The sequence below is a fragment of the Pseudomonas asplenii genome, assembly GCF_001293465.1.
GTDB classification, from domain to species: domain Bacteria; phylum Pseudomonadota; class Gammaproteobacteria; order Pseudomonadales; family Pseudomonadaceae; genus Aquipseudomonas; species Aquipseudomonas fuscovaginae_B.
Genome location: NZ_JSYZ01000001.1, coordinates 381,740 through 405,702 on the forward strand (window position 1 = coordinate 381,740; position 23,963 = coordinate 405,702).

General features: G+C 64.4%; 23 protein-coding genes. 11 read left to right on the plus strand and 12 right to left on the minus strand.

Annotation, left to right across the window (positions count from 1 at the left end):
- The 7 genes from PF66_RS01800 to mreB all read right to left on the minus strand — a co-directional run bounded on the left by PF66_RS01800 (nt 1) and on the right by mreB (nt 9,741).
- Nucleotides 1-846, minus strand: a complete 846-nt coding sequence (locus tag PF66_RS01800) for a carbon-nitrogen hydrolase family protein (RefSeq protein ID WP_054058958.1) — start codon at nt 844-846, stop codon at nt 1-3.
- Between the two features lie 45 nt (nt 847-891).
- Nucleotides 892-4,710 (minus strand): YhdP family protein, encoded by a 3,819-nt coding sequence (locus tag PF66_RS01805; RefSeq protein WP_054061747.1) that lies wholly within the window; start codon nt 4,708-4,710, stop codon nt 892-894.
- A gap of 78 nt (nt 4,711-4,788) precedes the next feature.
- Complete coding sequence (gene rng / locus PF66_RS01810; protein WP_054058956.1) at nt 4,789-6,246, minus strand: ribonuclease G; 1,458 nt, start codon at nt 6,244-6,246, stop codon at nt 4,789-4,791.
- A 56-nt stretch (nt 6,247-6,302) separates the two neighbouring features.
- Nucleotides 6,303-6,899 (minus strand): Maf family protein, encoded by a 597-nt coding sequence (locus PF66_RS01815; protein ID WP_054061748.1) that lies wholly within the window; start codon nt 6,897-6,899, stop codon nt 6,303-6,305.
- A 67-nt stretch (nt 6,900-6,966) separates the two neighbouring features.
- Nucleotides 6,967-7,458: a rod shape-determining protein MreD gene (gene mreD, locus PF66_RS01820; protein ID WP_019361976.1), complete on the minus strand. Its 492-nt coding sequence runs from the start codon at nt 7,456-7,458 to the stop codon at nt 6,967-6,969.
- On the minus strand, nt 7,458-8,561 hold the full coding sequence (gene mreC / locus PF66_RS01825) for a rod shape-determining protein MreC (protein ID WP_081009774.1): 1,104 nt from the start codon (nt 8,559-8,561) through the stop codon (nt 7,458-7,460). The genes mreD and mreC overlap by 1 nt, the downstream gene beginning before the upstream one ends.
- Nucleotides 8,562-8,703: 142 nt before the next feature.
- Nucleotides 8,704-9,741 carry a rod shape-determining protein MreB gene (mreB, locus tag PF66_RS01830; RefSeq protein WP_002555108.1) on the minus strand — a complete coding sequence of 346 codons (1,038 nt, stop codon included), beginning with the start codon at nt 9,739-9,741 and terminating at the stop codon, nt 8,704-8,706.
- Nucleotides 9,742-9,951: 210 nt separating this feature from the next.
- Between mreB and gatC the strand changes: the two genes are divergently transcribed.
- The 6 genes from gatC (at nt 9,952) to PF66_RS01860 (ending at nt 15,309) form a co-directional block, all read left to right on the plus strand.
- On the plus strand, nt 9,952-10,239 hold the full coding sequence (gene gatC, locus PF66_RS01835; RefSeq protein ID WP_054061518.1) for an Asp-tRNA(Asn)/Glu-tRNA(Gln) amidotransferase subunit GatC: 288 nt from the start codon (nt 9,952-9,954) through the stop codon (nt 10,237-10,239).
- Between the two features lie 16 nt (nt 10,240-10,255).
- Nucleotides 10,256-11,707, plus strand: a complete 1,452-nt coding sequence (gene gatA / locus PF66_RS01840) for an Asp-tRNA(Asn)/Glu-tRNA(Gln) amidotransferase subunit GatA (protein WP_054061750.1) — start codon at nt 10,256-10,258, stop codon at nt 11,705-11,707.
- Nucleotides 11,708-11,841: 134 nt separating this feature from the next.
- The gene (gene gatB, locus PF66_RS01845; RefSeq protein ID WP_275044046.1) at nt 11,842-13,302 is read left to right on the plus strand and encodes an Asp-tRNA(Asn)/Glu-tRNA(Gln) amidotransferase subunit GatB; all 1,461 of its coding nucleotides are present in this window, start codon (nt 11,842-11,844) and stop codon (nt 13,300-13,302) included.
- Between the two features lie 140 nt (nt 13,303-13,442).
- Nucleotides 13,443-13,814, plus strand: a complete 372-nt coding sequence (locus tag PF66_RS01850; protein WP_054060699.1) for a septal ring lytic transglycosylase RlpA family protein — start codon at nt 13,443-13,445, stop codon at nt 13,812-13,814.
- Nucleotides 13,815-13,864: 50 nt separating this feature from the next.
- Nucleotides 13,865-14,917: a calcium/sodium antiporter gene (locus tag PF66_RS01855; protein WP_054061771.1), complete on the plus strand. Its 1,053-nt coding sequence runs from the start codon at nt 13,865-13,867 to the stop codon at nt 14,915-14,917.
- An 11-nt stretch (nt 14,918-14,928) separates the two neighbouring features.
- Nucleotides 14,929-15,309 (plus strand): carboxymuconolactone decarboxylase family protein, encoded by a 381-nt coding sequence (locus PF66_RS01860; protein ID WP_054061751.1) that lies wholly within the window; start codon nt 14,929-14,931, stop codon nt 15,307-15,309.
- Between the two features lie 16 nt (nt 15,310-15,325).
- Here the strand turns inward: PF66_RS01860 and PF66_RS01865 are convergent, their stop codons facing one another.
- The 3 genes from PF66_RS01865 to PF66_RS01875 form a co-directional block, all read right to left on the minus strand.
- Nucleotides 15,326-16,267 carry an AEC family transporter gene (locus tag PF66_RS01865; protein ID WP_054060697.1) on the minus strand — a complete coding sequence of 314 codons (942 nt, stop codon included), beginning with the start codon at nt 16,265-16,267 and terminating at the stop codon, nt 15,326-15,328.
- Nucleotides 16,268-16,339: 72 nt separating this feature from the next.
- Nucleotides 16,340-16,813, minus strand: a complete 474-nt coding sequence (locus PF66_RS01870) for a WbuC family cupin fold metalloprotein (RefSeq protein WP_054060696.1) — start codon at nt 16,811-16,813, stop codon at nt 16,340-16,342.
- 3 nt (nt 16,814-16,816) lie between these two features.
- Nucleotides 16,817-17,374: a hypoxanthine-guanine phosphoribosyltransferase gene (locus tag PF66_RS01875; protein WP_054060695.1), complete on the minus strand. Its 558-nt coding sequence runs from the start codon at nt 17,372-17,374 to the stop codon at nt 16,817-16,819.
- 187 nt (nt 17,375-17,561) lie between these two features.
- On the opposite strand from PF66_RS01875, the gene upp reads away from it, so the two are divergent.
- Complete coding sequence (gene upp, locus PF66_RS01880) at nt 17,562-18,200, plus strand: uracil phosphoribosyltransferase (protein WP_054060694.1); 639 nt, start codon at nt 17,562-17,564, stop codon at nt 18,198-18,200.
- Nucleotides 18,201-18,202: 2 nt separating this feature from the next.
- Complete coding sequence (locus PF66_RS01885; protein ID WP_054060693.1) at nt 18,203-19,477, plus strand: uracil-xanthine permease family protein; 1,275 nt, start codon at nt 18,203-18,205, stop codon at nt 19,475-19,477.
- Between the two features lie 72 nt (nt 19,478-19,549).
- Here PF66_RS01885 and hemH read toward each other — a convergent pair whose 3' ends face one another.
- Together hemH and PF66_RS01895 are read right to left on the minus strand one after the other, a co-directional pair.
- Nucleotides 19,550-20,575 carry a ferrochelatase gene (hemH, locus tag PF66_RS01890; RefSeq protein ID WP_054061752.1) on the minus strand — a complete coding sequence of 342 codons (1,026 nt, stop codon included), beginning with the start codon at nt 20,573-20,575 and terminating at the stop codon, nt 19,550-19,552.
- A 13-nt stretch (nt 20,576-20,588) separates the two neighbouring features.
- The gene (locus PF66_RS01895; protein ID WP_054060691.1) at nt 20,589-21,491 is read right to left on the minus strand and encodes a TIGR01777 family oxidoreductase; all 903 of its coding nucleotides are present in this window, start codon (nt 21,489-21,491) and stop codon (nt 20,589-20,591) included.
- Between the two features lie 188 nt (nt 21,492-21,679).
- On the opposite strand from PF66_RS01895, the gene PF66_RS01900 reads away from it, so the two are divergent.
- The 3 genes from PF66_RS01900 (at nt 21,680) to PF66_RS01910 (ending at nt 23,963) form a co-directional block, all read left to right on the plus strand.
- Entirely contained in the window at nt 21,680-22,666 is a 987-nt protein-coding gene (locus tag PF66_RS01900) for an NAD(P)/FAD-dependent oxidoreductase (RefSeq protein ID WP_054061753.1), read from the plus strand.
- On the plus strand, nt 22,663-22,881 hold the full coding sequence (locus tag PF66_RS01905; protein ID WP_054061754.1) for a TIGR02450 family Trp-rich protein: 219 nt from the start codon (nt 22,663-22,665) through the stop codon (nt 22,879-22,881). Before PF66_RS01900 ends, PF66_RS01905 begins: the two co-directional genes overlap by 4 nt.
- Before the next feature lie 113 nt (nt 22,882-22,994).
- Nucleotides 22,995-23,963 carry a YbgA family protein gene (locus tag PF66_RS01910; RefSeq protein ID WP_054061755.1) on the plus strand — a complete coding sequence of 323 codons (969 nt, stop codon included), beginning with the start codon at nt 22,995-22,997 and terminating at the stop codon, nt 23,961-23,963.

Here is a 23,963-nt window from a genome sequence, read left to right on the forward strand (position 1 = left end):
TCATTGCGATGCAGGTCGCTGCGCGCCCTGCGAGAAAAAGCGCCGGTGACTCGCCACCGGCATCCGCGCCCGGATGGACGCCTGTTCATTACTGTCACGCTCGGCCAGCAACACCGCTTCGCCCTGATCCTGCCGGGCGAGGACACGCCCCCACGGATCGACGATCGCCGCATGCCCGAAGGTCTCGCGCGGCCCCGGATGCACGCCGCCCTGGGCAGCCGCCAGCAGATAGCACTGGGTCTCGATGGCACGGGCACGAATCAGCACGTCCCAATGCGCCGCACCGGTCACTGCGGTGAAGGCCGAGGGCGCGGTGATCAGTTCCGCACCGGCCAGCCGCAGTTCGCTGTACAGCTCGGGGAAGCGCAGGTCATAGCACACGCTCAGGCCCAGACGCCCCACCGGCGTATCGGCCACCACTACCCGGCTACCATGAGCATAGTCATCGGATTCACGATAACGACCCCGATTGTCCGCCACGTCCACATCGAACAGGTGCAGCTTGTCGTAGCGGGCCACCGTTTCGCCCTGGTCGTCGACCAGCAACGAGCAGGCATTGGACTTGGCATCCGGCTGGCCGACCGGCGGCAACGGCAGGGTACCCGCGACAATCCATAACCTGAGGTCGCGGGCGACCTGTTTCAACCACGGCAGGATCGGCCCCTCGCCCAGCGCCTCGGCCCGGCCGATCGCGGCGACGTCACGACGGCCCATGGCAGCGAAGTTTTCCGGCAACACCGCCAGTCGCGCACCGCCTTCGGCGGCCTGCTCGAGCAGGCGACGGGCCTGGGTCAGATTGGCCAGCACATCGTCCTGGCTGACCATCTGGATGACGGAGAAAGTCATGGCACACTCCTTGGAAGACTGGCCACCATGCTACTCCATGGGGCGCTACTTGGACTTTTCAAAAGGTTTGTCGAACGTGATTTTCGGTTCTTTCCAGGGACCGGTGACGCTGTACTTCACACTGGCGAACCGCGCGACCCGGTCGCCGATCAGCTTGTCGATCAGGAACAGCGCACCACCGATGGCCGGCGCCCCGACGATCAGCGCGGCGATCGGCAGGTTGTTGGTCACCGGCAAGGTCACCAGCAGCTTGGCATCGACCCGGTCGCTGACCATGTCCAGCGTACCGTTGAGTTCCAGGTTGCTCGACGGCCCGGTCAACGTGATCGGTTCGCGGGTGACATATACGCCATCGCTGGCTACCAGCAGTCCCTTGACCCGGTCATAGCTCAGGCCCTTGCCGAGCAGGTCGGAGAAATCCAGGCGCAGGCGGCGACCGATGGAGTTGAAGTTCAGCAGACCGAACACCCGCAAGGCCTGGGCACCGCCCTCGACTTCGACGAACTGGCCCTTGCGCAGGGTCGCATCCAGGCTGCCGGAGAAACGCTTGAGCCCGACCCAGGCCGGCGAGCCGGGCCAACGGCCATCGACATCGAGGTGGAACTCGTCGCTGGTCACGGTTGGCGCGAAGCTCCAGGCCTTGAGCACATCAGCGAGGTTCTTGCCCTCAAGGCGCCCATTGATCCAGCTGCCACTGCTGCCCGGCGCGCCTTCCCAGCCGCCATTGCCCTGCAACTGCATGCCCTTGAGGCCGAGATTGAGGTCGTTGAGCTGGATTCCCTTGGGCGTCGGCCGCACCTTCAGCGACCAGGCGCCCACCAGGTCCTGGCCCTGGAACAACTGGTCGATGGCGATATCCAGCGCCGGGATCTGCTGTGGGTCCACCGAGGCCAGCGGGTCCGGTGCATTTTCATCGGCGACCACGCTCGGGTCCGGGGCCGGCAACCGCACATAGGCCAGCTTGACGCCGATCGGGGCCCCCTTGGCATCCGGCAGCGTCACACTACCCTTGGCCTGCTGGCTGTCGATCAACAATCCCCAGGTCGAGCCACTGCGGGCCATCTGCAGGCTGACCTGGTCGAACCGGGTGCCGAAACCGCTGAGCTTGTCGACCTTGAAATCCGCGCTGCTGAGCAACTGTTTGGCATTGCCGCCCGGATCCTGGCCGGCATAGCGGTCGATCACCGCCTTCCACGGTTCCATGTCCAGTTCCGAGAGTACGCCACGTACCCGCAGGCCCTTGACCGTCGGCAGTTGTGCATCGCCATCGCCGAGGAACAACTCCCCCCGGCCGTCGGCGAACCTGCCGCCCGGGGCGGCAAAGGTGAAGTTCGCCAGCTCGCCATAGTCGAACCAGTAGCGCCGTTCGGCACCTTGCAGGGTCATGCGGAACACGCTGTCGCGCCCCTGGCTGGCCGGCATGCCAAAAGGAGCGGGCAGATCGACGGCCACGCCCTTGAGGTTGGAACTGATCATCAGTTGGCTGTCGGCACCGTCGAGGTTCAACTGCAGCTGGTACGGCAGGTCGCCGGATACCGGCAGCGGCTGGCTGACGCCCAGCCAATCGGTGAGTTTCCTGAGGGCCACCTGGCCCTTGGCGGTGACCCGGGTGCTGAGGCTGCCAGGCTTGCCGTCGGCACTGATCTGCGCGGTGATCGGCCGGTCGAACGCCTGGGCGCTGATGCCATCGCCACTGAGGCCCTTGTCGCTGTCGAAACGGAAATTGCCCTTGAGCTGGGTCAGTTCGAGACTCGGGTCAGCCAGCTTCAGCCGCGCCTGGTCGGTGGCGAAGTCCACCAGCACCTTGGGCTCGTCGCCCTTCTCCAGCGGAACATCCAGCCTGACCTTGCCCTGCAGGCTGCCCTCGCCCTGCCAACCGGCAAAGGTCGGGCCGGTACCGATCGGCGCCTCCTGGAGAATCTTCAGGCCATCGCCGAGACCGCCGGCAAAATTGCCGTCGAGGAACATGTGCGGCGCCTTGCCCGCGGTCGAGTGCGGGATGTTGACCATCACATCGCTGACCTGGGTATCGAGCAACTGGCCCTTGCTGGCCTTGATCCGCACCCCGCTGTCCTCGATGAACACATCGCCGTTGACCTTGCCGACATGGGGCCAACCCGGCTGGAAGGCCAGTTCGGCGTCATGGACCTTGAAGAACAGGCTGATGCTGCGTGCGGCGGCGGCGGCATCGTGGTTCAGCGAACCCTGGTACTGGAAGAAACCCTGGTCCACGGCACCGTGGAGAATCGCGGTACGCAACCATTCGTCGAGGGAGGGGCTCAACACCGCCGGCAGGTACTTGGGCGTGAAACGTCCGTCACCGTCGACCAGGCCGACCCGCAGGTCCATGTAGTCCTCCTGCTCCGGGGCGAAATGCAGGCGGATCAGGAAGTCGGCGGCGATCCGCCCCTCCTCGCCGAGCACCTTGATATAGGGCGCGATCAGGGTAAAGCCCTCCTGATCGAGCTTCCAGGTCAGCCGGGCGTTAGCCTGCAGGTACTGCCAGGGCTTGTTGAAGATCGGATAGAGGAACAGCGAGAAGTCCTTGCTGTCCATGCGCAACTCGCCGTGCCCCAGGTCGCCGCTGATGCTGCCGGTGACATTGCGCGCCGCCGGCGCACCGTGATAGGCGTCGAAACCGACCCGCTCGAGGTTGGCCTCGAAGCTCAGGCGACGGTCACCGGTTTCCTGTGGCCGGTAATCGAGCAACACATTGCGCAAGGCCCCGGTGACTTTCAGGTGGTCGATCACCGTGGCCAGCCCTTGCGGCAGCGGCGCCAGGCTGTCGAGCAGCGCAGTGATCGGCGTCAGGTCCAGGCGATCGGCCTGCACGTGCCACACTTCACCGCTCTTGTCGGTCGCGGCACTCTGCTGCAATTGCAGGTGGGACTCCCAGCGGGTCTCCCCCAGGTTCATCGCCAGCGAGTCGAGCAGCAGGCTAAAGCCCTGGTCGTTGCGTTGCAGATAGGCATTGAGGGCGAGGTTGTCGATTTTCGCCGGCTGGCGATCGGCGTACCCACCGCGAAACTGCGGGGCATTGAGCCGCGCCACGGCGCTCTGCACCGTGCCATCGGCCCACTTCAACCAGAATTCACCGCCGGCCTTGAGTTCGGCGATCTTCCATTTCCCGGCCAGGCTCGCCGGCAGCCAGCGCGCCCAGTCGCTCTGCGGCAGGCTCAGGTAGGCTTCGGCGGACGCATGGCGCCAGTCGCTGGGGCGCATGCGGGTCGTCAGGTTGAGCGCCAGTGGCTGGCCGTCGGGCAGGTTCAGGCGCAGATCGAGGCGCTGGCGACCGGGGCCGACGCGCAGGTTCAGGCCGACATAGGTCAGGGTCAGCGGCGACTCGCCATAAGGTTCCAGCGTCAGTTGACTGTCCAGCACCGACAACTGCTCGATCACCTGCAGGCGCTTGAGCACCTGTTCAGGGTCCAGCGGCTGGTCATCAGCCGGGCGCGGCAGGCCTTCGAGGGCCCATTGCCCATCCTCGCCCTGCCTGAGGTTGAGCTGCAGCCCATGCAGTTCGAGGCGGGCGATACGCAGCTCGCGGGCCAGCAGGCTGGCGCGGATATCCGGGATCACCTGCACATGGTCCAGGCGCAGGGCCGAGGCCCCCGTACCGATCATTACATCGTGGGCCGACAGCACCGGTGCCAACCCGCTCCAGTGCCCTTCCAGGCTGCCGATGGCCAATGGCATGCCCAATGCCGCCTGCGCCCTGGTTTCGACATCGGCCCGGTATTCGGCCACCAGCGGCACGAGTTGCCGCCCCAGGCTGACGTACAACGCCAGCAATACCAGCAGCAACGCACAGATGCCCAGGCTCCAGCGGGTCAACGCGGCAACAAAGCGCGACAAACGCTCCATGTCAGTGGCCCCTCAGGCAGAATTCGATGAAAAGGCCGGCTTCAGGCAGTGCGGGCAATATGTATACGGAACAGGGAATCAGAGCAGCACCACGTCGTATTGTTCCTGGGAGTACATGGTTTCGACCTGGAAACGGATGGTGCGCCCGATAAAGGCCTCCAGTTCCGCGACATTGCCCGACTCTTCATCCAGCAGCCGGTCGACGACTTTCTGGTTGGCCAATACTCTATAGCCTTCGGCCTGATAGGCACGGGCCTCGCGGAGGATTTCGCGGAAAATCTCGTAACAAACCGTCTCCGGGGTCTTCAGCTTGCCGCGCCCCTGGCAACTGCTGCACGGCTCGCACAACACCTGCTCCAGGCTTTCGCGGGTGCGCTTGCGGGTCATCTGCACCAGGCCCAGTTCGGTGATACCGATGATGTTGGTCTTGGCGTGGTCGCGTTCCAGCTGCTTTTCCAGGGTACGCAGCACCTGGCGCTGATGCTCCTCGTCCTCCATGTCGATGAAGTCGATGATGATGATCCCGCCCAGGTTGCGCAGGCGCAGTTGGCGGGCGATCGCGGTGGCCGCCTCGAGGTTGGTCTTGAAGATGGTTTCCTCGAGGTTGCGATGACCGACGAAAGCCCCGGTATTGACGTCGATGGTGGTCATGGCTTCCGCCGGGTCGACCACCAGGTAGCCGCCGGACTTGAGCGGGACCTTGCGCTCCAGGGCCTTCTGGATCTCATCCTCGACACCGTACAGATCGAAGATCGGTCGTTCGCCGGGGTAGTGTTCCAGGCGATCGGCGATTTCCGGCATCAGCTCGGCGACGAACTGCGTGGTTTTCTGAAAGGTTTCCCGGGAGTCGATACGGATCTTCTCGATCTTCGGGCTGACCAGGTCGCGCAGGGTGCGCAGCGCCAGACCGAGGTCCTCGTAGATCACATTGGGCGCACCGATGGTCTTGATCTGCGTACCGATCTGGTCCCAGAGGCGCCGCAGGTAACGGATGTCCATCATGATCTCGTCGGCCCCGGCGCCCTCGGCGGCGGTACGCAGGATGAAGCCGCCGGCCTCCTTGATGCCTTCCTGGGCCACGCAGTCGCTGACCACCTTCTTCAGCCGCTCACGCTCGGCTTCGTCTTCGATCTTCAGCGAAATGCCGACATGTGCGGTGCGTGGCATGTACACCAGGTAGCGCGACGGAATCGACAGCTGCGTGGTCAGGCGGGCGCCCTTGGTGCCGATCGGGTCCTTGGTGACCTGCACCACCAGGCTCTGCCCTTCGTGAACCAGCGCACTGATGCTTTCCACCGCCGGGCCTTCGCGCATGGAGATTTCCGAGGCGTGGATGAACGCAGCCCGGTCCAGGCCGATATCGACGAACGCCGCCTGCATGCCCGGCAGCACCCGGACCACCTTGCCCTTGTAGATATTGCCGACGATACCGCGCTTCTGCGTCCGCTCGACATGGACCTCTTGCAACACACCGTTCTCTACCACCGCCACGCGCGATTCCATCGGCGTGATGTTGATCAGGATCTCTTCACTCATGGCTGCGTCTCGTTCAGGCGTGTTCACAATTATTGCCGTTCACTGGAGTGCGGCAATCAGCGCACGATAAGGTTTTGCCAACAGGGTATGTCGAAACGGCCAAGCAGTTCTGCGGTTTCGCACACAGGCAGGCCGACAACGCCCGAATAGCTGCCGTTCAGGCTCTCCACGAAAACCGCCGCCAGACCTTGAATGGCATAGCTCCCGGCCTTGTCGCGGGGTTCGCCGCTGGCCCAATAGGTGTGTGCCTCTTCTGTTTTGATAGTACGAAATTTCACGAGACTGCGAACTACCCGCGACTCGCAGCGCTCGCCGTCGAGCAACGCGATGGCTGTCAGCACTTCATGTTCGCGCCCCGACAGGGCGAGCAGCGTGGCGACCGCATCCGCCTCGTCCAGCGGCTTGCCGAGAATTCGCCCATCGAGCACCACGGCGGTATCGGCGCCCAGCACACAGGCCGCGAGATCCGGACCGAGGGCGGCACGCCCGGCCGCAGCCTTGCCACGCGCCAGGCGCTCGACATAGGCCACGGGAGATTCGTCGCCCAGGGGTGTTTCATCGATATCGGCACTGATGGCCGTGAACGGCACACCGATCTGGGTCAGCAGTTCACGCCGACGCGGCGAGCCGGAGGCCAGGTAGAGCGGGTTCATCAGGACATCTCCTTGTCGGGGCTCGTCACGCGGATCATCAGGCACCGGGAAATGGCCGATGATTCAATCAGTTGATCTTGTAGCGCCGGCGCAATCCACGCAGCCCGAAGCTGACCCAGGGCCACAGCAGCGCGCTGACCAGGGCCGGCAGCACCAGCGCTAGGGTGGGCTGGCGGTTACCGGTCAGGGCGCTCAGCCACAGCTGGACCAACTGCGCCAGGCCGAAGATCACCAGGATCACCAGGCTCTGCTGCCACATCGGGAACATGCGCAGCCGTTGCTGCAGCGACAGCACCAGGAAGGTGATCAGCGTCAGGATCAGCGCGCTCTGCCCGAGCAGGGTGCCATAGAGCACATCTTCGGCCAGGCCGAGCAGGAACGCGGTGACCATGCCGATCTTGTGCGGCAGGTACAGCGACCAGAACGCCAGCAGCAGCGCCAGCCACAGCGGACGCAGGATTTCCATGAACTGCGGCAACGGCGAGACACTGAGCAGCAGGCCGATCAGAAAGGTCAGCCAGACGATCCAGCCGTTACGCGAAAGAGTGGCGCCCGCCATCATTCCTCCTGCCGTTGAGTGGCCGCCGGCGGCCTGCTGGCCGGCTTGGCCGCGGGTTTGGCGGTGGTCGGTTTTGGCGCCGGAGTGCTGTTGGCCGCACCATGCGCCGCAGCGGCAGCCGCCGCGCCATGGGCGGTCGGCTTGGGCACAGGGGCCGTGGCGGCGGGCGTGGCCGGGGTCGCCGCAGGCTTGGGCACGGTCGCCGGAACCGCCGCCGCCCCTTCACCCTGCTTGTCGGCTTCCTGGGCCTGGGCCGCATCGTTGGCCCGCTCTTCCGGTGTACGGCTGTCGCTGAACACCAGCAGCAGGTAGCGGCTGCGGTTCAACGCGGCGGTCGGCACGGCGCGAACAATGGCGAACGGCTGGCCGGAGTCATGGATGACTTCCTTGACCGTCGCCACCGGGTAGCCGGCCGGGAACCGCTGGCCCAGGCCGGAACTGACCAGCAGGTCGCCTTCCTTGATGTCCGCGGTATCGGCGACATGACGCAACTCCAGGCGCTCGGGGTTGCCGGTACCGCTGGCGATCGCCCGCAGACCGTTGCGGTTGACCTGTACCGGAATGCTGTGGGTGGTATCGGTCAGCAGCAGCACACGGGAGGTGTACGGCATCAACTCGACCACCTGGCCCATCAGGCCACGGGCATCGAGCACCGGTTGCCCGAGCACCACGCCATCGCGCTCGCCCTTGTTGATGATGATGCGATGGGTGAAGGGGTTGGGGTCCATGCCGATCAGTTCGGCGACCTCGACCTTCTCGTTGACCAGTGCCGAGGAGTTCAGCAGTTCGCGCAGGCGCACGTTCTGCTCGGTCAGGGCGGCCAGTTTCTGCAGGCGCCCCTGCAACAGCAGGTTCTCGGTCTGGAGTTTCTCGTTCTCGGCGACCAGTTCGGTACGGCTGCCGAACTGGCTGGCCACGCCTTGCCACAGCCGCTGCGGCAGGTCGGTGATCCAGTACGATTGCATCAGCACCAGCGAGGCCTGGCTGCGGATCGGCTTGAGCACCGTGAAGCGGGCATCGACCACCATCAGCGCAACCGACAGCACGACCAGCACCAGCAGGCGCACGCCCAATGAGGGGCCTTTGGCGAAAAGCGGTTTAATGAGCCGCTCCTCCCAGGCAAATAGACATTTTATTCATACGGCATCAAACCGGCCTGGATGCAGATTGACAGAAGATAAACGCAACAGGCAGCACTGCAAAGTGCTGCCTGTGAACGGACCGTCGTAGCGTCTGCCAGCGAACTCACTCGCTGGAGAGCAGGTCCATGGTGTGCTTGTCCATCATTTCCAGGGCACGGCCACCGCCGCGGGCCACGCAGGTCAGCGGGTCTTCGGCAACGATCACCGGCAGGCCGGTTTCCTGGGCCAGCAGCTTGTCGAGGTCACGCAGCAGTGCGCCACCACCGGTCAGCACCAGGCCGCGCTCGGCGATGTCCGAAGCCAGTTCCGGAGGCGACTGCTCCAGAGCGCTCTTGACCGCCTGGACGATGGTCGCCAGGGACTCCTGCAGCGCCTCGAGCACTTCGTTGGAGTTGAGGGTGAAGGCACGGGGTACGCCTTCGGCCAGGTTACGACCGCGGACGTCGACTTCACGGACTTCGCCGCCCGGGTAGGCGGTACCGATTTCCTGCTTGATGCGCTCGGCGGTGGATTCACCGATCAGGCTGCCGTAGTTGCGACGCACGTAGGTGATGATCGCTTCGTCGAAGCGGTCGCCGCCCACACGTACGGATTCGGCATAGACCACACCGTTCAGGGAGATCAGCGCGATTTCGGTGGTACCGCCGCCGATATCGACGACCATCGAGCCACGGGCTTCCTCGACCGGCAGGCCGGCACCGATCGCGGCCGCCATCGGCTCCTCGATCAGGAACACTTCACGGGCACCGGCGCCCAGCGCCGATTCACGGATGGCGCGACGCTCGACCTGGGTCGACTTGCAGGGCACGCAGATCAGCACACGTGGGCTGGGCTGCAGGAAGCTGTTTTCGTGAACCTTGTTGATGAAGTACTGCAGCATCTTCTCGCAGACGCTGAAATCGGCAATCACACCGTCCTTCATCGGACGAATGGCGGCAATGTTGCCCGGCGTACGACCGAGCATGCGCTTGGCTTCGGTACCGACGGCGACGACACTTTTCTGGTTGCCATGGGTGCGAATCGCAACAACCGATGGCTCATTCAGGACGATACCGCGCTCGCGCACGTAAATAAGGGTGTTGGCTGTACCCAGGTCGATGGAAAGATCGCTGGAAAACATGCCACGCAGTTTCTTGAACATTGGAAAGGGACCCTGGGCAACGCGTGGGTAAAAAAGTGCGGCAAACTCTAACAACGACGGGGATTTTGGGCAAGGCGCCAATATGTTAAATTAGGCGTTTTTCCGAGCACCATCCCATACAATCGCGGCCATGTGACCGTGCAAATGCGGTAGTGTTCCACCAATCCAACATCCGGACAGCTTCCATTTTGTTTTCCACTGGAGATTCCCATGGCGCTTGACCGCTCCGACGTGGAAAAAATCGCTCACCTGGCCCGCCTGGACCTGGTCGCAGACGATATTCCACGCACCACCGAAGCCCTGAACAGCATTCTGGGTCTGGTCGACCAGATGCAGGCTGTCGATACCGACGGTATCGAACCCCTTGCCCACCCTCTGGAAGCGAGCCAGCGCCTGCGCGCCGACGCCGTGACCGAACGCAATAACCGCGAGGCCTATCAGTCCATCGCACCAGCGGTCGAAAACGGCCTGTACCTGGTTCCGAAAGTCATCGACTAAAGGGAAAGAGCCTGCAATGCATCAAATGACTCTGGCCGAGATCGCCCGCGGACTCGCCGACAAGAAGTTTTCCGCCGAAGAACTGACCCGCACCCTGCTGGCGCGCATCGCCCAGCTCGACCCGCAGGTCAACAGCTTCATCAGCCTTACCGAGGAACTGGCCCTGCAGCAGGCCAAGGCTGCCGACGTGCGTCGCGCCAATGGCGAAAACGGTGCCCTGCTCGGCGCGCCGATCGGCCACAAGGACCTGTTCTGCACCCAGGGCGTGCGCACCAGTTGCGGCTCGAAGATGCTCGACAACTTCAAGGCACCCTACGATGCCACCGTGGTGGCCAAGCTCGCCGCCGCCGGCGCGGTGACCCTGGGCAAGACCAACATGGACGAGTTCGCCATGGGTTCGGCCAACGAGTCGAGCTACTACGGCAAGGTGAAGAACCCGTGGAACCTGGAGCACGTGCCGGGCGGTTCGTCGGGCGGTTCCGCCGCGGCCGTTGCCGCGCGCCTGCTGCCGGCCGCCACGGCGACCGACACCGGCGGCTCGATCCGCCAGCCGGCGGCGTTCACCAACCTCACCGGCCTGAAGCCGACCTACGGTCGCGTTTCGCGCTGGGGCATGATCGCCTACGCCTCCAGCCTCGACCAGGGTGGCCCGCTGGCCCGTACCGCCGAAGACTGCGCACTGCTGCTGCAGGGCATGGCCGGTTTCGACCCGCAGGACTCCACCAGCATCGATGAGCCGGTGCCGGACTACAGCGCCAGCCTGAACGACTCGCTGCAAGGCCTGCGCATCGGCGTGCCGAAGGAATACTTCAGCGCCGGTCTCGACCCGCGCATCGCCGAACGGGTGCACGACAGCGTCAAGGCGCTGGAAAAGCTCGGTGCGGTGATCAAGGAGATCAGCCTGCCGAACAACCAGCACGCGATCCCCGCCTACTATGTGATCGCGCCGGCCGAGGCCTCCTCCAACCTGTCGCGTTTCGACGGCGTACGCTTCGGCTATCGCTGCGAGAACCCGGTCGACCTCACCGACCTGTACAAGCGTTCCCGTGGCGAAGGCTTCGGTGCCGAAGTGCAACGCCGGATCATGGTCGGTACCTACGCCCTGTCGGCCGGCTACTACGACGCCTACTACCTCAAGGCCCAGAAGATCCGCCGCCTGATCAAGAACGACTTCATGAACGCCTTCAAGGAAGTCGACGTGATCCTCGGCCCGACCACGCCGAATCCGGCCTGGAAGATCGGTGCCAAGAACAACGATCCGGTCGCCGAGTATCTGGAAGACTTCTACACCATCACCGCCAACCTCGCGGGTCTGCCGGGCTTGTCCATGCCTGCGGGCTTCGTCGACGGCTTGCCGGTCGGCGTGCAATTGCTTGCCCCGTATTTCCAGGAAGGCCGCTTGCTCAATGTTGCGCACCAGTATCAGTTGCACACTGACTGGCACACCCGCACCCCCCAGGGGTTTTGAAGCTGCTGCGCTCGGTAATGCTGCGTTGAAAGCTGGCTCGTAATGCTCATTGACTACAGTCAACTGCGCTTACTCGCCAGCCTTCGCCTTGCCTTACCTTCGCTCGCGACGCTTCAAAAGTCCCCTGGCAAGATTTGAGGAAAAACACCATGCAATGGGAAGTCGTGATCGGGCTGGAGATTCACACCCAGCTCGCCACCCAATCGAAGATTTTCTCCGGCAGTTCGACCACCTTCGGCTCCGAACCCAACACCCAGGCCAGCCTGGTCGACCTGGGCATGCCTGGCGTGCTGCCGGTGCTGAACCAGGAAGCGGTGCACATGGCGGTGCAGTTCGGCCTGGCGATCGACGCCGAGATCGGCCAGCACAACGTGTTCGCCCGCAAGAACTACTTCTACCCGGACCTGCCCAAGGGCTACCAGATCAGCCAGATGGAACTGCCGATCGTCGGCAAGGGCCACCTGGACATCACTCTGGAAGACGGTACGGTCAAGCGTATCGGCATCACCCGTGCGCACCTGGAAGAAGACGCCGGCAAGAGCCTGCACGAAGACTTCAGCGGTTCCACCGGGATCGACCTGAACCGCGCCGGTACCCCGCTGCTGGAAATCGTTTCCGAGCCGGACATGCGCAGTGCCAAGGAAGCCGTGGCCTACGTCAAGGCGATCCACGCACTGGTACGCTACCTGGGCATCTGCGACGGCAACATGGCCGAAGGCTCGCTGCGTTGCGACTGCAACGTCTCGGTACGCCCCAAGGGCCAGGCCGAGTTCGGCACGCGTTGCGAGATCAAGAACGTCAACTCGTTCCGCTTCATCGAGAAGGCGATCAACTACGAAGTACAACGCCAGATCGAGCTGATCGAGGATGGCGGCAAGGTCGTCCAGCAGACTCGCCTGTACAACCCGAACACCGATACGACCAAGGCGATGCGCAGCAAGGAGGAAGCCAACGACTACCGTTACTTCCCCGACCCGGACCTGCTGCCGGTGATCATCGAGGACTCGTTTCTGGATGAAGTGCGCGCCAAGCTGCCGGAACTGCCACCGCAGAAACGCGAACGTTTCCAGTCGCAGTACGGCCTGTCGCTGTACGATGCCAGCGTCCTGGCTTCGAGCCGCGAGCAGGCGGAGTACTTCGAACAGGTGGTCGCCATCAGCGCCGACGCCAAGCTGGCGGCCAACTGGGTCATGGTCGAGCTGGGCAGCCTGCTGAACAAGCTGGGCGTGGAAATCGACCAGGCGCCGGTCACTGCCGAACAACTGGGCGGCATGCTGCTGCGGATCAAGGACAACACTATCTCGGGCAAGATCGCCAAGACCGTGTTCGAAGCCATGGCCAACGGCGAAGGCAATGCCGACCAGGTGATCGAGGCCCGCGGCCTGAAACAGGTCACCGACAGCGGTGCGATCGAGAAGGTGCTGGACGAAGTGCTGGCGGCCAACGCCGAGCAGGTCGAGCAGTACCGTGCGGCGGACGAAGCCAAGCGCGGCAAGATGTTCGGCTTCTTCGTCGGCCAGGCGATGAAGGCCTCCAAGGGCAAGGCCAACCCGCAACAGGTGAACGAACTGCTGAAAAGCAAGCTCGAAGGCTGAGTCGGGCCAAACAGGCCCTGACACCCGCCCACTGTGGGAGCGGGCTCGCCCGCGAAGACGATGTATCCGACACATTGCATTCGCGGGCCCGCTCCCACCTATCGATCGCCCCATGCGATCTCTGTAGGGAGCGCCCCCAGATGAAACGCCTGTTCGCCGCCCTTGCCTTCCTCAGCCTGCTGGCCGGTTGTGCCACTCACGATATCGACCCGCGCGGCTACGACGAAACCGGCACGGCCTCCTATTACGGTCGCCAGCACCACGGCAAGCGCACCGCCAGCGGTGAACCCTTCAACCAGAACGGCCTGACCGCCGCCCATCGCCAACTGCCGTTCGGTACGCGGGTAAAAGTCACCAATCTTGCCAACGACCGCAGCGTCGTGGTCCGTATCAATGATCGCGGCCCGCATACCCGCGGACGCCTGATCGATGTTTCCCGACAAGCCGCCGAAGAGCTGGGCATGCTACAAAGCGGTACCGCGCGCGTGCGCGTCCAGAGCCTCAGCGACTGACCCCGGGGAGCCCCGCCATTTTCGGATTGACCCACCTGCCGATCCTGAGCCTGATCCAGCTGCTCGGCGGCCTGTTCCTGCTGGTCATCGGCGCCGAACTGCTGGTGCGCGCAGCCGTGCGCCTGGCCGCCCGCCTGCGGGTGCGGCCGCTGCTGATCGGCCTGACCGTCGTCGCCTTCGGCAGCAGCGCCCCGCAGATGGCCGTCAGCCTGCAGGCCGCCCTCCAGGAAAACGCCGACATCGCGGTCGGCAGCGTGATCGGCGGGAATATCTTCAACACCCTGGTGACCCTCGGTCTCTCGGCGCTGATCATCCCGCTGCGGGTCTCGCGCCAACTGGTGCGCCTGGACATACCGCTGATGATCGTCGCCAGCCTCATGGTCTTCGGCCTGGCCCTCAACGAAGAGCTGAGCCGCTTCGACGGTGTGCTGATGCTGCTGGTGTTTGCACTGTACCTGGGGTTGCTGCTGCGCACCTCGCAACACGGCCTGCCGCACCCCGCCCCCGTGCTGCAAACACAGCGTCGGCCTGCGCCCTGGCTCAGCAGTGCGTTCTGGATGCTGCTCGGCCTGGCCCTGCTGACCCTCGCCGGCCACCTGCTGCTCGATGCCGCCGTCGAAGTGGCCACGGAACTGGGCCTGTCGGAAAGGATCATCGGCCTGACCGTGGTCGCGGTCGGCACCTCCCTGCCGCAATTGGCCACGTCGCTGATCGCCGCCATCCGCGGCCAGCGCGATATCGCCGTCGGCAACGTGATCGGCGGCAACCTGTTCAATCTGCTGGGCGTGCTCGGCGTGACCGCGCTGATCGCCCCGCAACCGCTGTCGGTCTCGCCCAACGCGTTGTCGTTCGACCTGCCGGTAATGCTCGCCGTCGCGGCCTTGTGCTGGCCGGTATTCTACTCCGGCTATCGCATCACCCGTGCCGAGGGCCTGCTGTTTCTCGGCCTGTACCTGGCCTACGGGCTGCACGTGGTGTGGTTCACCACCGGCATGCCGATGGCGGTGCGGCTGGAACACCTGATGCTGTTCTTCATCCTGCCGGCGCTGCTGGTGTATCTGCTGTTCAGTACGCTGCGAGCCTGGCGTCGCCAACATCCCTAGGAGCCACTGCAATGAGCGATCAGAAAAAAACCGGTGTCGAAATGCGTCGTCAGGTCATGGGCGATGCCTTCGTCGACCGCGCCCTGGGTAATGCCACCGAGTTCAGCCAGCCCCTGCAGGACTTCGTCAACGAACACGCCTGGGGCGGCGTCTGGAACCGTGACGGCCTGCCGCTCAAGACCCGCAGCCTGATCACCCTCGCCGCGCTGACCGCGCTCAAGTGCCCGCAGGAGCTCAAGGGCCACGTGCGCGGCGCCCTGAACAACGGCTGCACGGTGGAAGAGATTCGCGAGGCACTGCTGCACTGCGCGGTGTACGCCGGCGTACCGGCGGCGATCGATGCGTTCCGCGCCGCGCAGGAAGTGATCGAGGCCTACCAGAAAGCCGACTGAGCGCGACAGGGCCGACTCAGATCCAGCCCCCCCACTGCAGGACGAAAATGCCGATGTTCGTCGTGACCGCCGCCATCAGCGTGGTGATCACGATGATCGCGGCCGCCAGTTCGTGGTTGCCATTGGCGGCACGGGCCATGACAAAACTGGCCGCCGCGGTCGGGCTGCCGAAGTAGAGAAACAGGATGCCCAGTTCCGCCCCACGGAAGCCGCAGAGCCAGGCACCCAGGGTCGAGAACAGCGGCATGCCGACCATCTTCACCAGGCTGGCGCTCAACGCCATGTCGCCACTCTTGCGCAACGCCGCCAGCGACAGGGTGCCGCCGATGCAGATCAGCGCCAGCGGCAGGGTCATCTGCGCCAGGTAGTTGCCGGACGTTTCCAGCCAACCGGGCAGGCCGATCTGGAAGTAGGCAAAGGGCGCCGCCGCGATCACGCTGATGATCAGCGGGTTGCTCAGCACACTCTTGCTGATGCTCCACGGGTCGGACTTGATCACCGGGCTGTAGACCGCCAGGACGATGGTCGACAGGGTGTTGTAGAACAGGATCACCAACGCGGCGAGGATCGCCCCGAGGGAAATGCCGTAGTCGCCATACAGGCTGGCCGCCAGTGCCAGGCCAATCACCCCGTTGTTGCCACGAAAGGCGCCCTGGGTGTAGATCCCGCGGTCTTCCCGGGGGCAGCGCCAGATCGCCCAGCCCCAGGCCCCGGCGAAGGTCACCAGGGTGGCGACGACGAAGTAGCCCAGCACACCGGGCTTGAGGGCCGAATGCAGGTCGGCGTGAAGGATGCCGAGGAACAGCAGCGCCGGCATGTTGACGTTGAATACCAGTGCCGAGGCGGTGTGGATGAAGTTGTCGTTGATCCAGCCCACGCGCTTGAGCGCCACGCCGAGGAACAACATGGCGAAGACCGGAGCGGTGATGGTCAGTGTATCGAGAAAGATGGCCAGCATTGCCCTGAGAATCCGTTGCCCGTCGTTAGGAGGCTAATGATACGGCAAAGCGGGCCATCCTGCCCGAGCGGCTCAGTTGAACTGCGCGCGCATCCAGGCCTGGTACTGAGCGACTCCGGCCTCGCCCTCACGCGGGGCCCAGGCGGCCATCTCGCCCTCGCCCACCGGACGATACGGGCCCGCCTTGCACTCGAACATCACGGTATCGGGCTCAAGCACCACCAGGCCGTGGAACACGCCGGCCGGCAAGTCCACCGCCGGGCATTCGCCACCGGCCTGCAGGACGCGCCGGGTAACGACCTGACCGTCCTCGTCGAACACCAGCAGGCCCAGGCTGCCACGCAGCACCAGCAGGGTTTCCGCCTTGTCCGCGCTCAGGTGCCGATGGGGCGGCACATAAGTGCCCGGCTGCAGGCCGACCGCCATGCGGTGGCACGGCTCGTCCATCTCATGGAAGTTGTGGTGCGTGCGCCCACGGGGACTGGCCGCCGCCTTCGCGGCCAGGTCGGCGAACAACGCAGCGTCGAGAAAGCTGGGGCCGGCCATGGGTTACAGGCCCTTGACGGCAAAGATGCCGGCAGCGTTACGCCAGTAGCCCTTGTAGTCCATGCCATAACCGAAAATGTAGCGGTCGATGCACGGCAGCCCGACGTAGTCGGCCTTGAGGTCCGGCCGGGCCTTGCGGTCGTGTTCCTTGTCGATCAGGACGGCGGTGTGCACCTGGCGGGCACCGGCGTGCTTGCAGAAATCGATGATCGCGCCGAGGGTATGACCCTCGTCGAGAATGTCGTCGATGATCAGTACGTCACGATCGATGAACGAGACTTCCGGCTTGGCCTTCCAGAACAGCTCGCCGCCGCTGGTTTCGTTACGGTAGCGGGTGGCGTGCAGGTAGGACGCTTCCAGCGGGAAATCCAGGTGGGGCAGCAATTTGCCGGAGAAGATCAGGCCGCCGTTCATCACGCAGAATACCACCGGGTTGCGCTCGGCCAGGTCGGCGTTGATCTGGGCGCCGACACGGGCGATGGCCGCCTCGACTTCAGCGTTGGTGTACAGGCAGTCGGCTTCGCGCATGACTTGACGGATATGCTCGAGATCAGCGGACATGGCGCTCTCCAAAGGGTGCTCAAAGGGGACTCGCACAGGGGGCTGCGCAAGAAAAGCGGGCAAAGGTACGCACCCGCGCAGGTCAGATCAAGCGTTTCTGGACTAACGTACTACGGGTCTATAGGACATAAACCCCGGATAGATTAATCTAGGCCGGTTTTTTTGCCCGCCCTCGGAGCCTTTCCCTATGCCCATCCGTGAGATCCGCCACCCGCTGATCCGTCACAAGCTCGGCCTCATGCGCCGCGCAGACATTAGCACGAAGAACTTCCGTGAGCTTGCCCAGGAAGTCGGAGCGTTGCTGACCTATGAGGCGACCAAGGACCTGCCCCTCGAAACCTATGACATCGAAGGCTGGTGCGGCACCGTACAAGTCGAGAAAATCGCCGGTAAGAAAATTACCGTGGTACCGATCCTGCGTGCCGGTATCGGCATGCTCGAAGGCGTACTCAGCCTGATCCCGGGCGCCAAGGTCAGCGCCGTGGGCGTGGCCCGCAACGAGGAAACCCTCGAAGCCCATACCTACCTGGAAAAACTGGTGCCGGAAATCGACGAGCGCCTGGCGATGATCATCGACCCGATGCTCGCCACCGGCGGCTCGATGGTCGCCACCATCGACCTGCTGAAGAAGGCCGGCTGCAAGGAGATCTGCGCCATGGTGCTGGTCGCCGCGCCGGAAGGTATCGCCGCGGTCGAGAAGGCCCACCCCGATGTGACCCTCTACACAGCATCCGTCGACCAGAAACTCAACGAACACGGCTACATCATTCCAGGCCTGGGCGATGCCGGCGACAAGATTTTCGGCACCAAGCAGAAGGACGCCTGAACATGCGGGATGAGTTCAACGACCCGCTCTGGCGCACGGTGCTGTCCGGTGCGCAGATGCTCTTCGTAGCGTTCGGCGCACTGGTGCTGATGCCGCTGATCACCGGCCTGGACCCGAACGTCGCGCTGTTCACGGCGGGCCTGGGGACTCTGCTGTTCCAGCTGGTCACCGGCCGTCAGGTGCCGGTGTTCCTGGCGTCGAGCTTCGCCTTCATCACCCCGATCATTCTCGCCAAGGGCCAGTTCGGCCTCGCTGCGACCATGGGCGGCGTGATGGCGGCGGGCTTCGTCTACACCTTCCTGGGCCTGGCGGTGAAGATCAAGGGCACCGGCTTCATCGACCGGCTGCTGCCGCCGGTGGTGATCGGCCCGGTGGTGATTTCCATCGGCCTGGCCATGGCGCCGATCGCCGCCAACATGGCGATGGGCAAGGCCGGCGATGGCAGCGAGCTGATCCCCTACCGCACGGCGATGCTGATCTCCATGCCGGCGCTGCTGACCACCCTGATCGTCGCGGTGTTCGGCAAGGGGATTTTCCGCCTGGTGCCGATCATCTCCGGCGTGCTGGTGGGCTTCGCCCTGTCGTTCTACTTCGGCGTGGTCGACACCGCGAAGATCGCCGCGGCGCCCTGGCTGGCGCTGCCGAACTTCACCGCACCGGAATTCAACTGGCAGGCGATCCTGTTCATCGTACCGGTGGCCCTGGCCCCGGCCATCGAGCATATCGGCGGGGTGATCGCGGTCGGCAGCGTGACCGGTCGCGACTACCTGAAGAAGCCGGGCCTGCATCGCACCCTGCTGGGTGACGGTCTGGCCACCACCGCGGCCGGCCTGTTCGGTGGCCCGCCCAACACCACCTATGCGGAAGTGACCGGCGCGGTGATGCTGACCAAGAACTACAACCCGAAGATCATGACCTGGGCGGCGCTCTTCGCCATCGCCCTGGCGTTCATCGGCAAGTTCGGCGCGCTGCTGCAGAGCATCCCGGTACCGGTGATGGGCGGGATCCTCTGCCTGCTGTTCGGCTCGATCGCAGCGGTGGGCATGAACACCCTGATCCGCCACAGGATCGACCTGGGCGAAGCGCGCAACCTGGTGATCGTCTCGGTCACACTGGTGTTCGGCATTGGTGGTGTGCTGGTCGGCAGTGGTACCGGCCCCGACGATTTCGGCCTGAAGGGCATCGCCCTGTGCGCCGTCGTCGCGATCGCGCTGAACCTGATCCTGCCGGGCAACGACGGCTGGAAGAAGAACAGGGCCGACGAGCCGCTGGCATAACCTCACCACGCCCCCTGCAGGAGCCGGGCTTGCCCGCGAAGCGCTTGGCGGCTTCAAGGGCAAGCCCGGCTCCTACAGGGAACGCGGAGCCCGCTCACAGAGCGTGTTCAGCGCCATCGCCCACTGCGGGTCATCGTTCAGGCACGGTACCAGCACCAACTCCTCGCCGCCCGCCTCGATGAACTGCTCGCGCCCACGGTCACCGATCTCCTCCAGGGTCTCGATGCAGTCGGCGACGAACGCCGGGCACATCACCAGAAGCTTCTTCACTCCGGCCTTGGCCAGTTCATCCAGGCGTGCCTCGGTGTAGGGCTCGATCCACTTCGCCCGCCCCAGCCGGGACTGGAACGAGACCGACCACTGCCCGTCCGCCAAGCCCATGTGCTCGGCAAACGCCGCCGCCGTACGCAGACATTGGGCGCGGTAACAGGTGGCAAGCACCGCTGGCGAGGCATTCAGGCAGCAGTCCGCATCCTTGAGGCAATGGCTGCCGGTGGGATCGAGCTTGGTCAGGTGGCGCTCCGGCAAACCGTGGAAGCTGAGCAGCAAATGATCGAAGCCCTGTTCCAGGTGCGGCCGGGTGCTGGCGACCAGCGCCTCGATGTATTCCGGCTGGTCGTAGAACGGCTGCAGGATGGAAAACTGCACATCCAGCCTCCGCTCCCTGACCACCCGCCGCGCCTCTTCGATCACCGTGGTCACCGTGCTGTCGGCAAACTGCGGATACAACGGCGCCAGCGTCACCTGGCGGATGCCCTGTGCCGCCAACCGGGTCAGCGTCGACTCGATCGACGGTTCGCCATAACGCATCGCCAGTTCCACCGGCCCATGCTGCCATTGCTCGGTCATGCGCTGCTGCAGACGTCGGCTCAACACCACCAGCGGCGACCCTTCCTCCCACCAGATCGAGGCATAGGCATGGGCCGACTGCTCGGGCCGCTTGATCAGGATCAGCGACACCAGCAGGCGCCGGATCGGCCAGGGCAGATCGATCACGTACGGATCCATCAGAAACTGATTGAGGTAGCTGCGCACGTCCGCCACCGAAGTAGAGGCCGGCGAGCCCAGGTTGACCAGTAGCAACGCGTGATCGGTCATGCAATGTCCTATATCAGAGGCGACCCGACAGATCGTCGAGGGCCGCGGGCAGATCGGTGAACTGAAACTCGAACCCTGCCGCCAGCAGGCGTTTGGGCACGGCACGCTGGCCACCCAGCAACAACTGCGACAACTCGCCGAGGCCGACCCGCAGCAGCGGAGCCGGCAGCGGGATCAGCGCCGGACGGTGCAACACCCGTCCCAGCGCCCTGGCGAAGTCGCGATTGCGCACCGGCCTGGGCGCGCAGGCATTATAAGGACCGCTGGCATCGCTGCGGTGCAGAAGAAAATCAATCAGGGCGATTTGATCCCGCAGGTGAATCCACGGCATCCACTGCCGGCCATTGCCGATCGGGCCGCCCAGGCACCATTTGAACGGCGGCAGCAGGCGCGACAAAAAGCCGCCCTCGGCCGCCAGCACGAGGCCGGTTCTCACCAGCACCACGCGCATGCCGAGGGCCTGCGCACGTTGCGCGGTCTCCTCCCAGGCAATGCACAACTGGCTGGCGAAATCCTCGCTGACCGGTGGTGAATCCTCGCTCAGCTCACGCTCGCCACCATCGCCATACCAACCCACCGCCGAGCCGGAAAGCAACACCGCCGGGCGTTGCTCCAGGCCTTCGAGCCAGGTCAGCAGGGTTTCGGTCAGCTGGATCCGACTGCTCCACAGCAGCGCCTTGCGCCGATGGGTCCAGGGACGCTCGGCGATCGGCGCACCGGCCAGATTGACCACCGCATCCAGCGGCTCGCCGGCCAACTCCTCCAGATGCCGCACGCCACGCACCTGGGCTCCGCACAGGCGGGCAACCTCCTCGGGCCGGCGACTCCACACCGTCAGGTGATGACCTTGCGCCAACCAGTGCTCGCACAACCGACGCCCGATCAAACCAGTACCGCCTGTCAGCAATATGTGCATGAGAGCGTCCTCGCGTAACGTTTTGCCAAGAGCGTTAGTCTACTTTTATAGGCAAGGCTCTTTTCTTTTCGACTGTTTTAACAATAGGACAGCTTCAGACGACAGGATGGTCGCGACTTATACCTAAAAATAAGATTGTACAGGTTTTACCGACGGCGTAGTCTGTGCAAACAGGTAACGAGGTCCCTATGACTGTACCTATCGCAATAATCGGTGCCGGTATCGCCGGACTGTCAGCCGCTCGCGCGTTACACGATGCCGGGCACGCCATCGAGCTGTTCGACAAAAGCCGCGGCAGCGGCGGGCGCATGTCGAGCAAACGCAGCGACGCCGGGTCGCTGGACATGGGCGCCCAATATTTCACGGCCCGCGACCGCCGCTTCGTCAACGAAGTGCAGCGCTGGCAAGGCCAGGGCTGGGTCGCCGAATGGGCGCCCAAGCTCTACACCTGGCAGAACGGCCAGCTCAATCTATCGCCGGACGAACAGACCCGCTGGGTCGGCACCCCGCGCATGAGCGCCATCACCCGCGGCCTGCTCGGCGATCTGCACAGCCACTTCAGCTGTCGGATCACCGAAGTCTTCCGGGGTGAACAGCACTGGCACCTGCAGGATGCCGAAGGGGTCACCCACGGCCCGTTCAGTCACGTCGTCATCGCCACACCGGCGCCCCAGGCCACCGCGCTGCTCGCTGCCGCGCCGAAGCTTGCCGGTGCCGCCGCGGGGGTCCAGATGGAGCCGACCTGGGCGGTCGCCCTGGCCTTCGAGAGCGCGCTGGAAACGCCCATGGAAGGCTGCTTCGTGCAGGACAGCCCGCTCGACTGGCTGGCCCGCAACCGCAGCAAGCCGGGGCGCGACAACGGTCTCGACACCTGGGTCCTGCATGCCACCAGCAGTTGGAGCAAGCAGCACCTGGACCTGTCCAGGGAAGCGGTGATCGAGCACCTGCACGGCGCGTTCGCCGAACTGCTGCACATCACCATGCCCGCCCCGGCCTTCACCCTCGCCCACCGCTGGCTCTATGCACGGCCGGCCGGCGCCCGCGAATGGGGGGCGCTGGCCGACGCCGACCTGGGCCTGTACGTGTGCGGCGACTGGTGCATGTCCGGCCGGGTCGAAGGCGCCTGGCTCAGCGGCCAGGAAGCCGCCCGCCGGCTGCTGGAACACCAGGCATGAATCGCATCAACCCACGCAAACTGCTGCTGTCGAAGTGGACAGCAGCCCGGCCGGAGAACCGGGAAAGACATTTCCTGGTCACCGAGCTGTTCCACGATGAAACCGGCACGCTATTGCTGGAGCTGGAACTGCAGGCGGTACTGACCCGCCGCAACCAGCGCATCCCCTGGCAACAGTTGCAGGACGCCGAACGCTGGCGCATGGGCTGGCGATAAGCGGACCAGAGCAATCCTGTACAAAGAATTTGACTTGTACAAGATAGAACCTATGATGAAACCTAGTTGTACAAGAATTAACGCTTGTACAAGTAAATCGTCGAGGTTCTGCAATGCCCACGTCCAGCGTCTCCCGCACCAAACCGAAGATCGCCATCAGCGCCTGCCTGATGGGCGCCGAAGTGCGCTACAACGGCGGGCACAAGGAATCGCGGCTGTGCAGCCAGAGCCTCAGCGAGCATTTCGATTTCCTCCCGGTCTGCCCGGAAGTGGCGATCGGCCTGGGCACACCGCGCGAGCCGATCCGTCTGGTCGGTGACCCGCAGCAGCCCAGGGCCGTGGGCACGGTCCATGGGGAGCGGGACGTCAGCCAGGCGCTGACCGACTACGGCACGCGCATGGCGAATGAGCTGAAGGATATCTGCGGCTACATCTTCATGCAGAAATCACCGTCCTGCGGACTGGCGCGGGTCAAGGTCTACCAGGATCGCGGACGGCCCGCCGAGCACGCCGGTCGTGGCCTGTTCGCCGCCGCCTTCTGCGCCCTGCATCCCGACCTGCCGGTGGAGGAAGAGGGCCGCCTGAACGACCCGGTGCTGCGCGAGAACTTCCTGACCCGGGTGTTCGCCTACGCCGACTGGCAGCAACTGCTCGCCGCTGGCCTGAGCCGACGCGCCCTGACCGAATTTCACTCGCGCCACAAATACCTGCTGATGGCCCACAACCCGGAGCAGTACAAGGTACTGGGCAACCTGCTGGGCAGCATGGGCAGGGCCGACCCGAACGAGATCGGCCCGCACTACTTCAGCCAGTTGATGAGCGCCCTGAAGAAATGCGCCACCCGCCGCACCCACACCAACGTCCTGCAGCACCTGAGCGGCTACCTGAAGCATTCCATCAGCGCCGAGGACAAGCAGGAAATGCAGCAGGTCATCGGCCAGTACCGCCTCGGCATCGTCCCGCTGGTGGTGCCGCTGACCCTGCTCAAGCACCACTTCCGCCAATACCCCGATCCCTACGTGGGCCTGCAGGTCTATCTGCAACCCCACCCGGAAAACCTCAGCCTGCGAAACTCGATCTGA

Coding starts and splice junctions, on each gene's coding strand:
- PF66_RS01885 (WP_054060693.1), top strand. CDS start 18,203: ATGCGGGATGAGTTCAACGACCCGCTCTGGCGCACGGTGCTGTCCGGT.
- hemH (WP_054061752.1), bottom strand. CDS start 20,575: ATGACCGATCACGCGTTGCTACTGGTCAACCTGGGCTCGCCGGCCTCT.
- PF66_RS01870 (WP_054060696.1), bottom strand. CDS start 16,813: ATGGCCGGCCCCAGCTTTCTCGACGCTGCGTTGTTCGCCGACCTGGCC.
- PF66_RS01860 (WP_054061751.1), top strand. CDS start 14,929: ATGAGCGATCAGAAAAAAACCGGTGTCGAAATGCGTCGTCAGGTCATG.
- PF66_RS01875 (WP_054060695.1), bottom strand. CDS start 17,374: ATGTCCGCTGATCTCGAGCATATCCGTCAAGTCATGCGCGAAGCCGAC.
- PF66_RS01850 (WP_054060699.1), top strand. CDS start 13,443: ATGAAACGCCTGTTCGCCGCCCTTGCCTTCCTCAGCCTGCTGGCCGGT.
- PF66_RS01905 (WP_054061754.1), top strand. CDS start 22,663: ATGAATCGCATCAACCCACGCAAACTGCTGCTGTCGAAGTGGACAGCA.
- mreB (WP_002555108.1), bottom strand. CDS start 9,741: ATGTTCAAGAAACTGCGTGGCATGTTTTCCAGCGATCTTTCCATCGAC.
- PF66_RS01800 (WP_054058958.1), bottom strand. CDS start 846: ATGACTTTCTCCGTCATCCAGATGGTCAGCCAGGACGATGTGCTGGCC.
- PF66_RS01900 (WP_054061753.1), top strand. CDS start 21,680: ATGACTGTACCTATCGCAATAATCGGTGCCGGTATCGCCGGACTGTCA.
- PF66_RS01895 (WP_054060691.1), bottom strand. CDS start 21,491: ATGCACATATTGCTGACAGGCGGTACTGGTTTGATCGGGCGTCGGTTG.
- upp (WP_054060694.1), top strand. CDS start 17,562: ATGCCCATCCGTGAGATCCGCCACCCGCTGATCCGTCACAAGCTCGGC.
- PF66_RS01910 (WP_054061755.1), top strand. CDS start 22,995: ATGCCCACGTCCAGCGTCTCCCGCACCAAACCGAAGATCGCCATCAGC.
- PF66_RS01805 (WP_054061747.1), bottom strand. CDS start 4,710: ATGGAGCGTTTGTCGCGCTTTGTTGCCGCGTTGACCCGCTGGAGCCTG.
- rng (WP_054058956.1), bottom strand. CDS start 6,246: ATGAGTGAAGAGATCCTGATCAACATCACGCCGATGGAATCGCGCGTG.
- gatA (WP_054061750.1), top strand. CDS start 10,256: ATGCATCAAATGACTCTGGCCGAGATCGCCCGCGGACTCGCCGACAAG.
- gatC (WP_054061518.1), top strand. CDS start 9,952: ATGGCGCTTGACCGCTCCGACGTGGAAAAAATCGCTCACCTGGCCCGC.
- PF66_RS01865 (WP_054060697.1), bottom strand. CDS start 16,267: ATGCTGGCCATCTTTCTCGATACACTGACCATCACCGCTCCGGTCTTC.
- PF66_RS01815 (WP_054061748.1), bottom strand. CDS start 6,899: ATGAACCCGCTCTACCTGGCCTCCGGCTCGCCGCGTCGGCGTGAACTG.
- mreD (WP_019361976.1), bottom strand. CDS start 7,458: ATGGCGGGCGCCACTCTTTCGCGTAACGGCTGGATCGTCTGGCTGACC.